11 protein-coding genes are annotated in these 12,641 nt (G+C 59.8%); 7 read left to right on the top strand and 4 right to left on the bottom strand.

The window, feature by feature from the left end; genetic code table 11:
* Positions 1-13 precede the first annotated feature (13 nt).
* Together L6637_RS25800 and L6637_RS25795 are read left to right on the top strand one after the other, a co-directional pair.
* Positions 14-1,090, top strand: coding sequence for a tartrate dehydrogenase (locus L6637_RS25800; RefSeq protein WP_128930057.1), 1,077 nt, complete (start codon positions 14-16; stop codon positions 1,088-1,090).
* Positions 1,091-1,099: 9 nt separating this feature from the next.
* Complete coding sequence (locus tag L6637_RS25795; RefSeq protein ID WP_128955144.1) at positions 1,100-2,395, top strand: glycerate kinase type-2 family protein; 1,296 nt, start codon at positions 1,100-1,102, stop codon at positions 2,393-2,395.
* Between the two features lie 83 nt (positions 2,396-2,478).
* Here L6637_RS25795 and L6637_RS25790 read toward each other — a convergent pair whose 3' ends face one another.
* From L6637_RS25790 to L6637_RS25780, 3 genes are all read right to left on the bottom strand, one after another.
* Positions 2,479-3,729: a lactonase family protein gene (locus L6637_RS25790; RefSeq protein WP_164933592.1), complete on the bottom strand. Its 1,251-nt coding sequence runs from the start codon at positions 3,727-3,729 to the stop codon at positions 2,479-2,481.
* An 83-nt stretch (positions 3,730-3,812) separates the two neighbouring features.
* Complete coding sequence (locus L6637_RS25785; RefSeq protein ID WP_373291656.1) at positions 3,813-5,009, bottom strand: L-talarate/galactarate dehydratase; 1,197 nt, start codon at positions 5,007-5,009, stop codon at positions 3,813-3,815.
* Positions 5,010-5,055: 46 nt separating this feature from the next.
* The gene (locus L6637_RS25780; RefSeq protein ID WP_128930054.1) at positions 5,056-6,408 is read right to left on the bottom strand and encodes an MFS transporter; all 1,353 of its coding nucleotides are present in this window, start codon (positions 6,406-6,408) and stop codon (positions 5,056-5,058) included.
* A gap of 122 nt (positions 6,409-6,530) precedes the next feature.
* Here L6637_RS25780 and L6637_RS25775 point away from each other — a divergent pair, with 122 nt between their 5' ends.
* The 3 genes from L6637_RS25775 (at position 6,531) to L6637_RS25765 (ending at position 8,734) form a co-directional block, all read left to right on the top strand.
* Positions 6,531-7,448 carry a LysR family transcriptional regulator gene (locus L6637_RS25775; protein WP_128930053.1) on the top strand — a complete coding sequence of 306 codons (918 nt, stop codon included), beginning with the start codon at positions 6,531-6,533 and terminating at the stop codon, positions 7,446-7,448.
* Positions 7,449-7,694: 246 nt separating this feature from the next.
* The gene (locus tag L6637_RS25770; protein WP_128955143.1) at positions 7,695-8,147 is read left to right on the top strand and encodes a mobile mystery protein A; all 453 of its coding nucleotides are present in this window, start codon (positions 7,695-7,697) and stop codon (positions 8,145-8,147) included.
* Positions 8,144-8,734, top strand: coding sequence for a mobile mystery protein B (locus L6637_RS25765; RefSeq protein ID WP_128930051.1), 591 nt, complete (start codon positions 8,144-8,146; stop codon positions 8,732-8,734). Before L6637_RS25770 ends, L6637_RS25765 begins: the two co-directional genes overlap by 4 nt.
* A gap of 218 nt (positions 8,735-8,952) precedes the next feature.
* On the opposite strand, the gene L6637_RS25760 is transcribed toward L6637_RS25765, so the two are convergent.
* Entirely contained in the window at positions 8,953-9,600 is a 648-nt protein-coding gene (locus tag L6637_RS25760) for a type IV toxin-antitoxin system AbiEi family antitoxin domain-containing protein (protein ID WP_128930201.1), read from the bottom strand.
* A 233-nt stretch (positions 9,601-9,833) separates the two neighbouring features.
* Here L6637_RS25760 and L6637_RS25755 point away from each other — a divergent pair, with 233 nt between their 5' ends.
* Both L6637_RS25755 and L6637_RS25750 read left to right on the top strand, forming a co-directional pair.
* Entirely contained in the window at positions 9,834-11,486 is a 1,653-nt protein-coding gene (locus L6637_RS25755; protein ID WP_128930050.1) for an IclR family transcriptional regulator domain-containing protein, read from the top strand.
* Entirely contained in the window at positions 11,483-12,610 is a 1,128-nt protein-coding gene (locus tag L6637_RS25750) for a mandelate racemase/muconate lactonizing enzyme family protein (protein ID WP_237864938.1), read from the top strand. Before L6637_RS25755 ends, L6637_RS25750 begins: the two co-directional genes overlap by 4 nt.
* Positions 12,611-12,641 lie beyond the last annotated feature (31 nt).

The following is a 12,641-nucleotide window of genomic DNA, read 5'->3' as shown; positions in this document are numbered from 1 at the left end:
AAGGATATCTCTCATGAAGACCTACAACGTTGCGGCAATCCCAGGCGACGGTATCGGCTCCGAAGTTGTGGATGCCGGCGTCGAAGTTCTTAAGGCGCTGGCGAAGCGCGATGGGGCATTCACCTTTCACTTCGACCACTTTGATTGGGGTGGGGAATATTATAAGCGGCATGGCCGCATGATGCCCGAAAACGGGCGCGATCTGATCCGTAATCACGATGCAATCCTGTTTGGCTCCGCAGGGCACCCAGAAATTCCGGACCACATCACGCTTTGGGGCCTGCGGCTCGCGATCTGTCAGCCGTTCGATCAATATGCGAATGTGCGTCCGACCCGCATCCTTCCCGGCATCACCTCGCCCTTGCGTGCCGTCAAGGACAAGGAGCTCGACTGGGTCATCGTTCGGGAAAATTCGGAAGGCGAGTATGCGGGCGTCGGCGGACGGGTCCATCAGGGATCTCCTTTGGAGGCAGCAACCGATGTCGCTATGTTCACGCGCGCCGGTGTGGAGCGGATCATGCGCTTTGCCTTCGGCCTTGCACGGTCTCGTCCCCGCAAGTTGTTGACCGTCGTGACGAAATCCAATGCACAGCGGCATGCAATGGTCATGTGGGATGAAATTGCAGCGGAGGTCGCGCGCGAGTTTTCTGACGTGACGTGGGACAAGATGCTGGTCGATGCCATGACGATGCGCATGGTCATGCGCCCGCAGAGCCTCGATACGATCGTGGCTACCAATCTCCATGCTGATGTGCTGTCCGACCTTGCCGCTGCCCTTGCCGGTTCGCTTGGCATCGCCCCGACCGCCAATCTCAATCCCGAGCGCAAATTCCCATCGATGTTCGAGCCCATCCATGGCTCCGCCTTCGACATCACAGGCAAGGGCATTGCCAATCCCGTCGGGACATTCTGGTCGGCGGTTATGATGCTTGAGCATCTGGGGGAGAATGCAGCCGCGCAGCGGCTCATGAAGGCAATCGAGCGCGTCACCGCCAACCCCGAACTGCATACGCCAGACCTTGGAGGATCGGCGAACACCCGCAAGGTGACAGACGCTGTCGTGAGCGCGATCCAAGCGGAAAACGCGTGAAGCCCCCCAATGTCCGCTGTGTGGACCGACGCACGGGCTCGCAGCTTGCTGCGGCAACTCTTTGATGCCGCAATCGCGAGCGCTGATCCGCGCATAGCCGTCACGACGCATCTGCCGCCAAAGCCCAGCGGACGCTGTATTGTTGTCGGAGCCGGCAAGGCGTCCGCGGCAATGGCTGCGGTGGTCGATGCGGCCTGGCCCGACGTCGAATTGTCGGGGGTCGTTGTGACGCGGCACGGGCACGCGGTGCCGGCGGGCGGGATCGAAGTCCTTGAGGCGTCGCACCCCGTCCCGGACCACTCGAGCGAGGCCGCGGCGCTGCGGATGCTGGATGCGGTCAGAGGGCTGACGAAGGATGACCTGGTCCTAGCGTTGATGTCCGGTGGCGGGTCCGCACTGATGGCCCTTCCCGCCCCTCCGATGACCCTCGCGGACAAGCAAGCGGTAAACCGGGCATTACTCGCGAGCGGGGCGACGATTGCGGAGATGAATGTGGTGCGCAAGCACCTGTCGGCGATCAAAGGCGGTCGGCTGGCGCTTGCAGCGCGCCCTGCGCGCCTCCTCACCCTCGTGATCTCAGACATTCCGGGGGACGATCCGGCTGCGATCGCCTCCGGCCCGACGCTGCCGGATGCCAGCACGAAGGCCAATGCGCGCGAGATCGTTCGCCGTTTCGGGATCAAGCTGCCCGACTCTGCGCAAGCCGTTCTAGACGGCGGACAAGATACGGCGAAGCCTGGGGACATTGCCGAAGATGTCCGTATTATCGCCGCGCCACTCACGGCCCTTGATGCTGCAGCGCAGCTCGCCAAGCGCGAGGGATTGAGCGCTGTTGTACTTGGGGACGCAATCGAGGGGGAGGCCCGAGAGCTCGGTACCATGATGGCCGGAATTGCCCGGTCGGTCGCTCAGCACGGGCATCCTGTAAAGGCGCCGGCCGTTCTGCTTTCAGGAGGAGAGACGACAGTTAGCATCGGTCATGGCCGAGCAGGTCGTGGTGGTCGCAATACCGAGTTCTTGCTCGGACTTGCGGTGGCCCTTGATGGAGCGGCGGGCATTTGGGCCATTGCCGGGGATAGTGACGGGATTGATGGAACGGAGGATGCCGCCGGCGCTTTGGTGACGCCAGATACCTTGCATCGCGCCGCTGCGAGCCAGCTCGATGCCCGCGCGCTTCTGACGGCTCACGATAGTTACACCTTTTTCGAGCGTCTTGGTGATCTCGTTCGAACAGGTCCCACTCTCACAAATGTCAATGACATTCGGGCCGTTCTGATTGCGCCGACTAGGCAACAGACGTCGTAAGCTGGCAAAGCTCGTTCGTTCGCCTACATAAGGCGCCCGCTCGTGCGAGAGCTCCCGCGAGCGCGTCGTGCAGAGCTGCATGCTCAGAGAGCAACCATTCCACACCAGAACATCCAATCTTTGCCGATATCGACCTCGTATTTGCGAGCGAAGTTCAGTTTGCCATCGTCGGCGACGTCGAATACTGTCAACCCTGCTGGAACCGTCCGAACGGCGCCACCGTCGCGAACGTCAAGCGGCGCAACCGCAGCTGTGACCAGCATTCGTCCGGCCGGATGGATTGAGAATGTCCTGCAATGGAAGGTCAGGGTATCAATGGTCTGGATGAGCGTCGGCTCTCCGCTTGCGGGATTGATCGAAAACACGGCGACAGTATTTTCTCCCTCCCCATGGACCTTTCGGCCCGCGAAATCGATCGTTCCGTCCGAGCGGTTGGCAAGATAGACGAACCGGCCGTTGGGGTGCACGTGGATGGGGCCGACGAACTGGACCGGTAGCCTAGCTTCGTGGTTTTCAGCAGTATATCTTTCGAACAGCGGCTTAGGATCGATGCCTTCGTCACTCGTCCCATAGACCAGCAGCTGGTTGTTGCGTTCCATCGATACGAACATCCACGGTTTTTCCGGATGAAAGTCGACGTGCCGCGGGCCGAAGCCAAGTCCGTTTCCTTTAGTGATCGAAGTCTCATGCGAAAGCTGCCCCGCTTCAAATCGGAAGACTTTCAGGGCTCCGGGATCTTCGGGCTTGCCGGCGCCCGGATCGTTGCCGCGCGTCGGAAGCACGACGAGCTTGCCAGACGGTGAGACACGGACTTGGTGAGCATAGATGCCGGCATCGATTGAGCCGGACTGCTTGATTTCAACTCCGATGGAGCCGTTCTCCCCGAGCGCATGGACGGTCAGATCTGACGGCATGTTGTAAGCAACAAGCAGATAGCGCCCTGCCGGATCGAGCGTGAGGTTAACTGGGCGGTTCTTGAGAAAGACAGGCTCTCCAAATTGCTGCAGCCGCCCCGTGTCTTGATCGATCGCATAGACCGCGACCCCGTGCCGGTCGTCAGCCTTGGAGGTATACCGGTTGCTAAAAGCCACGTAGAGCAGCGGCTTTGATGGATGCTTCCAGGCGTACTGAACCGCCTCTGGCACGCGAATAGTGTCAATTTTCTGCAAGGCGAGCTTCGTGTCGTCGGCCTCGTAACACATCAGCTCGGACCCAACTGCGACGTAGAGGACCGCGCGAGCTGTGTTCTGCGCAGCAACTGCTCGTGGCGATAGCCCCGCTGCGGCAAGGAGGCCTACAAACGTACGGCGGCTGAGTGACACTGCGCGGTTCATGCGTTCAACTCCTCGTAACGTGCTGCTAAGTCTACTCGGCCTCAAAAGGCTGGGCCGGCGGGGCCGGACCAGCCTTCTGTTTATTAGGGCCGCTTTCCGGCTTCGTGAGTGGCGCGAGTCCATGCCCGAGCCTGATCCGAGAGGCTGAAGCCGAGGCCCGGTCGGTTTGGCACGATCATGCGTCCATTCACGACATGGAGTTTCTCGTTGAACATGGCTTCCGACCACTCGAAGTGCTCGACCCAGGGCTCGCGGCCGTAAGCCGCCGTCAGATGAAGGTGGATCTCCATGCAGTAATGGGGAGCGAGCTGCAGCTTCTTATGGTCGGCAAGCGCGAGGATCTTCAGGAAGGGGGTGATGCCCCCGACGCGGGGGGCGTCTGGCTGAATGAAGTCGACCGAATTGTGCCGGATCAGCTCGTAATGTTCATCGACGCTTGTTAGCATCTCACCCGTGGCGATCGGGGTTGCAAGCTCCTTGGCGAGCGCGGCATGCCCTTCGTAATCGTAAGCATCCAGCGGCTCTTCGATCCAGGTCAGGCTGAACTGCTCGGCAATGCGACCAAACCTCAGTGCAGTCGTGCGGTCCCATTGCTGATTGGCATCGATCGCCAGCGGTACGTCGCCAATATGTTTGCGCACTGCCTCGATGCGGGCGAGATCAACCATCGGGTCGGGCTGGCCGACTTTGAGCTTGATGGCGCCGATGCCCTTTTCGAGCGCCATCGAGACGCGCTCCTTGACCTCCTCGATGGGCATGGAGAGATAGCCGCCGGATGTGTTGTAGCAGCGAACCGAATCTCGGTGGGCGCCGAGCAATTTGGCCAGCGGCAGCTTCGCTCGCTTGGCCTTGAGATCCCACAACGCAATGTCAAAGGCGGCAATTGCCTGGGTTGACAGTCCACTACGCCCGACGGAAGCGCCGGCCCAGACCAGCTTGTCCCAGATGCGCGCGATGTCATTGGGATCCTCACCTATAAGTTCACCGGCAATTTCCTTGGCATGAGCGAACTGCCCGGGCCCTCCCGCGCGCTTCGAATAGCTATAGCCGATGCCACTATGGCCCTGCTCGGTTTCGATCTCCGCGAACAGGAACGCGATCTCCGTGAGCGGCTTTTGGCGGCCGGTAAGCACCTTCGCGTCGCTGATCGGTGCGGCAAGTGGAAGGAAAACCAGCGATAGCTTGACCCATGCGATTCGATCGGTGGTGGCTTCGCCGGGCGCAAGTCCCGCAGCTAGCGGATTGGCAATGATGCGTGTCGTGTTTTGCATAAAGTTCATCTGTTCGTCCTCTTTCGTCGTTGAATACTCTTCTGCGGCCCGGCGTCTATTCGGCTGGTATTGGCGCAGCGCGAGGAAGCTCGGGCCTTTCCTGAATGACGGCACGTTGAATCGGGCCCACGATGACCCAGTAGCTGATAATGGCGAGTAGGCCATGGAGGCCGACATAGAGCAGCGCGCCATTGAAGGATCCGGTCGCTGCAAGGATGTAGCCGATCGCAACCGGGGTCGTGATGCCGGCAGTATTACCGATCGCGTTGAAGACGCCGCCGGTCAGCCCGATGACTTCTTTTGGCGCGGTATCGGCCACTACGGTCCAACCTAGCGATCCAAAGCCCTTGCCGAAAAAGGCGGCGCTCATCAGGACTAGGATCAACGTGGTGGAGTCTGTGTAATTGCAGCCGATGATCAGCATCGTCATCAACAGACCAATCGTAATCGGCGTCTTCCTCGCGGTGCTTAGCGATCCGGTCCTGCGAAGAAGCCAATCTGAGAAGAAGCCGGTCATGACGCCGCCAACGAAGCCGGCGATGGCCGGGATGGTCGCCACTAAACTTGCGTCGAGTACCGAAAAGCCGCGGGCCTTGACGAGATAGCTCGGAAACCAGGAGACGAAGAACCAGGTGATGGATGTAATGCCGTACTGCGCGAGGAAGATGCCGACGAGCATGCGGCTGCGGAAGACTTCGGCCAGATCCGACCATTTTGGACCGCGCTCGGCGGAGCGCACAGGAGCTGCGCCGAGGTCGACAAGGCCGCCACCAGAGCGAATGTGATCGAGTTCAGCTGGCGCGACTTTTGGATGTTGAGCAGGCGGATAGTACGTGACGAACCAGAGGGCGGAGAATGCGAGCCCTAGGACGCCCATCACAGTGAAGATGTGCTCCCAGCCGAAGCGATGATCTAGATAGCCCATCAAAGGCGTGAAGATCACGAGGGAGACATATTGCGCGCTGTTGAAGATCGCGCCGGCAATGCCGCGCTCGCTCGATGGAAACCAGGCAGCGATGATGCGCCCAGCAGCCGGCCCGACTGGAGATTCGAACACGCCAAGCAGGAAGCGCAAGGCGAGCATGGCCAGAAACGGATAGGCGAGCCAGGCCACGCCGCTCATCAGGAACGTGACGACCGACCAGAGGATCAATCCGACCAGGATGCTGAGCTTTGCGCCGAGCTTGTCCGTGATCCAGCCAGCGGGCACCTGAGCCAGCACGTAGGCCCATGCGAAAGCGGAAAACATCCAGCCGAGTTCGACCGGGCTGATGCCAAGAGCCTTGGACATATTGGGGCCCGCGATCGAGAGCGTCGCTCGATCGCCGCTGCTTAGTGCCAGCAACATCGTGATGAGTGCCAAGATCACGAAACGAAATTGGAAGCGCGCCACTCTGCTCCCTGACATACGATCCTCCCGTCGAGGTTTTCCCGGATCGATCTCTCGCCGATCACGGAGCCCAACCTAGACGCAGGATCAATTCACGTCTAAACTCAATTTTGGATCGAGCTAATACCTTAAAGTTATCAATGATCGAATTTGCACAAATTCGTGCCTTTGTTGCGGTTGCCGACGAGCTTCATTTCGGGCGAGCGGCCAAGCGCCTCAACATGACTCAGCCGCCACTCAGCCGGCACATCCAGATGCTCGAGCAACAGCTCGATGTGACGCTGCTTGAGCGAACGAGCCGGTCGGTTGAGCTGACCGTCGCTGGAAGGGCGTTTCTCTCTGAAGCGCGAGGGCTGCTTCAGCAACGGGAGAATGCGGTGAAGGCTGCGCGACAAGCAGCCTTATTGGCTGGTGGTGCCCTGACGATCGGCTTCGTGGGTGCTACAACTTACGGGTATTTGCCTTGGCTTGCCTCGTGCTTGCGCAGCGAACTACCGCACATCGAAGCAAGCTTTGTCGAGCTGACCTCGCGCGAGCAGCTCGAAGCTCTCAAATCAGGGCAAATCGATTTCGGCTTGGTGCGCCCATTGCAGACGGCCGAGACGGTCAGAAGCGCATGCGTGTTCCGCGAGGAGCTGGCGCTCGCCCTGCCACTCGATCACCCGCTCGCGGGGCGGCGCCGGCCCGAGCTTGAGCAGCTCGATGGGCAACCCTTCATCATGTATTCGAGCGCTGGCCCCTACATGAACTCGCTGCTGACCATGGCGTTTGGAGCCGCCGGCATCCGGCCGAATGTCGTGCAGTCGATGAGCCAGGCACAAGCCATCCTCGCGCTGGTCAGCACGGGGTTGGGTCTTGCGATTGTTCCCGGAGAGACCCGCAATGCCTGCTTCGACAATGTCGTGTTTCGGCCTATCCGCTTTGGGCGCTCTATCTTTGCTGAATTGCACGCCATCTGGAGAAGTGACAATCGCAATCCTGTTTTACCGCGCCTGCGCGAGCTTGCCTTTCGGGACGAGGGCAGCGGTGTCCGCCGGCCCTTGCAGCTGCAGCCCTAGAGGCCACTAACCAGAACGCGGACCCGGATTCGGTCCGCCACCGCCGCCCTGGGGTGGCTCGTCGCTTACTTCTGCAATGATGTTAAATGGTTGACGAAAGGTCGTAGTGAAGGCCCTGCGTCACTTCGATAAGATTTATCTTATTGTCAACCTTGTGTATTATAAGAAAAAGCTTATTACCGCGGGAAATATTAATATGGTATTCCTTATAGATTTATCAGCTCGTTATATGGTATATCTTATCGGATGAAAGACGCTATCCGGCATCTCGACAGCCGCTTTGCCGCGCTCCGAGCGCTCTCGCACTCCCAGCGCCCTCCCAAGGGCTGGATTCGCGCGATCCGCGACGCCCTCGGCATGACCACCGCCCAATATGCCAAGAGGCTGGGGGTTTCGCAGCCACGCATCGTGGAACTCGAAAAATCCGAGCAAGGCGGCAGCGTAACCCTCAATACGCTTCAACGCGCGGCCGAGGCCCTCGGCTGCAGGCTGGTCTATGTGCTTGTACCCGACCGCCCCCTCGCAGAAGTTGTAACCAAGCGAGCTGCTGAGGTCGCCGAGCGGCAATCACGAGCTATCGAGCAAACGATGCGGCTCGAGGACCAAGCGGTGGAGGACAATCAGGCTGCCCGCGCGCTTCGGGAACAAGCGATCGAGGATTTGTTGAAACGCCCCGCGCGCCTCTGGGACGACGAATGACTGAGACTGATCTGCATGCCGCCGACGATCACGCGACACCGCTGACCCCTCAGGAGCGCGAAGATCTTATCCCAACGCACATTACCTTACGTAGCGAGTTGAACGAACTGGAGCAGCAGAACATCGCGACGGCAAACCGCTGGGCGTTTGGCCGCCGCAAGGTTCCGACGCGGGAAAGTTTTCTCAAGAGTTTGCATCGGCGCATGTTCGAACGCGTCTGGCGCTGGGCTGGAAAATTTCGAACGACGGAGCGCAATCTTGGTGTCGCGCCACATCTGATCGAAATTTCGCTGCATCAGGTGCTCGACGACGCAAGGTATTGGATTGAGAACAACACCTATCCACCGGACGAACTTGCGGTTCGCTTCCATCACCGCCTCGTATCCGTACATCCGTTCCCAAACGGCAACGGTCGCTGGTCACGATTGGCTGCTGACTTGTTGATCGTGCAGCTTGGGGGCCGGCGCTTTACATGGGGCGCCGCCGGCTTGCAGACAGCCGGCACCGCACGCAGGGCCTACATTGCAGCGCTTCAGGCTGCCGACAACCATGATTTCGGGCCCCTCATCGCTTTCGCGCGATCATAAAATGCCCGGCCCACCATCGGGCAAACCCTAACTAAACCAAGGCGCTTTCCTTAGCTAACTCGGTCTACGTCGGAATCAACAGCAGGGATCCGCAGATTTCGCCTGTAGAGCAGCCGTTCGAACGCATACTGTGTGAGCAAGAGATCGAAAGGCTCGTTACGCTGTTTGCAAGATTGAGCAGGCGGCCACGGATGGATGCTCCGACATTCGTCAGCGGCCTACGCATTCAAGGTCAGCGTCTCAAGGCGCGGCTGAACGATTTTGTCCCATATGCCGGCTTCGGCGGCGTATTTTGCGATTTCGGAGGGTGTCGCTTTGCGCAGTCTGATCGCGTCTTTCATCGCTTGCGTGGCGTGCGCAAGGCCTGTGGGGACGTTGTAGAAGGCTTTTTGACGTTGGCCGCTCTTGAAGAGATCGACGATAGTTTTGGCCGGTGTGTAGATCGGTACCGAGATCCCTTCGATGGTGTAATGCTTGATCCCCTTGTCAAACTCCTTGGGACCAAAGCGCGTAATTTGAATGCGAGGCCGCGCAATCTTGGGCCGCCAGTCGCGCGGACCGATCGCCATCCATACATAGGGCGGGATGCGGTCTGTCAGCTCATGGAAGGCGAGCGCAGACTCGTAACAGATGACGCCGTTTCGAATGAGTTTCGCAGCAACTGCGAGCGAGTGGTTACTGTCGAGCAGTGCATCGGGTAGCTGGTAAAGGCCGCGGCTGAGCTGATTGAGCGTGCCCTTCTGTTCCATTCGGGAAATGGTTGCGGCCGTGATCCCTTCCTGGAGAAATTCAGAAAGGCGCATCATGCCCCGCTTCTGAAGAAGCGAGATCGCCCTATCCCTCTGGCGTTGTGGTTGCTTCCTCATGGAAACCCGCATGATACAAAACCTTGCAAGTGTCAAGATTTTGCACAAGGAGTTATATCAATGCGACGTTCCCACAAGACAAATGCCTTTTTGAAACCAAGCACATAACCCCTCGCTTCACTGGCTCGGAATCTGCCCCTCCGGGTCTCACCATGTGGGCAACCCGGCTGGATGAGGCGCACCAAGCCTGCGACAGGCTGGATGGTCTCGTCTCGTGAACCTAAAATTGGGCCATGTCTGAACACGAAGTCGAGTGGTCGCCGGAGCTGATCCATCCTAAGAATGTCGCCGGGACGGCGCTTCTGGGAAAGGCCTGCGATATTCTCGAGCTGATCGGCAGATCACCCGGCGTCCTCGACCAGGCGCGTCTTGCGGACCAGACGGGCATCCCCAGGGCGACCCTGTATCGCATCCTTGCGGCGCTGATCTCGCGTGGACTGATCCGGGCAGATCCGCGCACCCAGGCCTACACGCTTGGTTTCAACTTTCTCGATCTTGCACAGAATGCTTGGTCGTCGTCTGACCTTGCGTCAATTGCGTCCGTAGAGTTGAGGCGCTTACGCGATTTGACCGGTGAGACCGCCTATCTCGCGGTTCAAGACGGTCACCACGTGCTCTCGCTCGGCCGCTTCGAGAGCGCACATTCCGAGCGATCCAATGCGAGGCTCGGCGCGCTTAAACCGATGCATTGCACAAGCCAGGGCAAGGCGATCCTCGCTCATCTCTCCGACGCGCAACTCGACTTGGTGGTCCGCGACGGGCTTGCCAAGTTTACCGAGAAGACGATTTGTGACGGCGAGCAGTTGAAGGCACATCTGGCCATCGTCCGTGCGCGCGGCTATGCGATCGATGACGAAGAGATAGTTCTCGGCACCCGCTGCGTCGGAACGGCTATTCTCGATCCCGCCGGCAAACCGCTTGCGGCCATCAGCGTGGCCGGCCCGACTTTTCGCATCACCGCCGAGCGCGCCGAACGATTAGGGCAAGAGCTCGTTGATGTCGCAAGACGGATTTCGAGCCTGCTCGCACCTGCCATCAAGAGCGCTCGGCATGATCCGGGAAATTACAAGGTCTGGACGAAGAGCACAGCCTTTGTGGGCGCGGCGCCGCGCTGGGATGCGCGCGCGCAGAACTTGGTTTGGGCCGACCTGTTGGCGCCTGCTATCCGCGCCGACGGCGGGCATCCCTTCACCGTCTCGCTGCAGGCGCTCTCTGAGGGCATCAACTCGCTGTGCCTTGTCGAGGGCGGCGTCGCCTATTCAGTTGGCCATGACATCGTGATCGACAATTTATCGGGCGGCCAGGAGCGCATTGAAGGAAAGCCGGGTATTTCCTTCAAAGTGCTGCGCGTCTCGGAGGCTGGTGAGATCTGGGCAGCAGCCTACAGCGCCGAGGCCAACATAAGCCTGGTTGGACCGTGGCGACGGCAATCGGGGATGGAACCGGTGTTCGAAGTGCAAGGCCAGGTGAGCGACATCGCCTTTTGCGGTGATGCCGGCCTGTTCGCGACGGAGCCATCGCGTCAATGCGTCTATCTGCTTGAGCGAAAGGCGGCGCGAAAGCGAAAATTCGCCGATATTCCGAAGGTCGCGGGCGCTCCTTGCGCCCTCGCCGTCGACGAGCAATTTAACCCATGGGTTGGATTGTCGGACGGCTGGAGCGTCGTGAAGCTTAATGAGAGCGGAGAGATTGAGCGAACCGTCGCCCTCCCCGTGCCAAGACCAACCGGTATCGCGTTTGGAGGAGCCTCCCTGTCCGAGCTCTTCGTGACCAGTGCCCGCACCGGCCTGTCGCGCGAAAGCCTCGCCAATGCTCCTCTTTCGGGACACCTCCTGTCGATCGATGTCGGCGAGCGCGGCCTCGCCGATCCAGTCGCAAGGCTTTGACCCAGGCCACTCGCATTATGCCCCAAAGCAACACCGTACCCAAGATCATCTCACTGCAAACCTTTCCGGTGCGCATTCCGTTCGCCGATGGCGGCCCGGGCACGGGCGGCACGCCGTCCCGCTGGCATCGCCTCGACATGGTGCTGATTCGTATCGAAGATGAGGATGGGCATGTCGGCTGGGGCGATGCCTTTGCCTATTTCTGCTTGGAGGCGGTGCGCGCGGCCGTCGATCACATGATCGCGCCGTTTGTGACCGAGGCAGCCATCGACGATATCGCTGCCTGGAACCTGGAGGTGCAAAAGAAACTTCATCTCTTTGGACGCTACGGCATAACCATGTTCGCGCTGTCAGGGGTCGACATCGCGCTGTGGGACTTGAAGGCGAAACGGCAGGGCGTGCCGCTATGGCGGCTTTTCCGGGCGAATGCGCCGACGCACCGGCCGGCCTATGCGAGCCTCGTCAGGTATGGCGACAAGGACCTCGTCGCTGAGCAATGCAAGCGGGCGCTCGAGCGCGGCTACCGGCACATCAAGCTTCACGAGATCGCCCCGGATGTAATCAGGCACGCGCGCGAGGTCATCGGGCCCGGTGTCGCGCTGATGGTTGACGCCAATTGCGCCTGGTCCATGCAGGAGACGATCGCTTTGCGAGAAACGTTCCGCGCCTGCAACACCTTGTGGGTGGAGGAGCCGGTATTCCCGCCCGACGACTACAAGAGTATGGAGGAGATTGAGAAGGCCGCAATCCCCGTTGGCAGCGGTGAGAACGCCAGCACGGCCTTTGATTTCATGCGGATCATCAACGCTGTTACCTATCCACAGCCGAGTATGACAAAAGTCGGCGGGATCTCCGAATTCGTCAAGATCTTGGCCGCATGCGAGCGACACGGTAAGAGCGTCATGCCACATACGCCTTACTTCGGGCCGGGATATCTTGCGACCCTGGCGATGCTGCCTTTGATGCAGGAGAAGACGCTGATCGAGTTCCTGTTCGTCGACCCTGAAGTGTGGCTCGCGAGCACACCGAAGCCGGTGAAGGGGGTTGTCAGCGCATCTGATCGCATCGGCATCGGCTTTGAACCAGATCTCGATGTCCTCAAGCGCTACGCTCCCCGCACCTGATCTCAACATGTGAGACGGCGCACTCGCTGCG

This window comes from Bradyrhizobium zhengyangense, assembly GCF_022012435.1.
GTDB classification, from domain to species: Bacteria; Pseudomonadota; Alphaproteobacteria; order Rhizobiales; family Xanthobacteraceae; genus Bradyrhizobium; species Bradyrhizobium zhengyangense.
The sequence above is the reverse complement of the archived record's forward strand: the minus strand, read 5'-3'. Positions and strand labels throughout refer to the sequence as shown.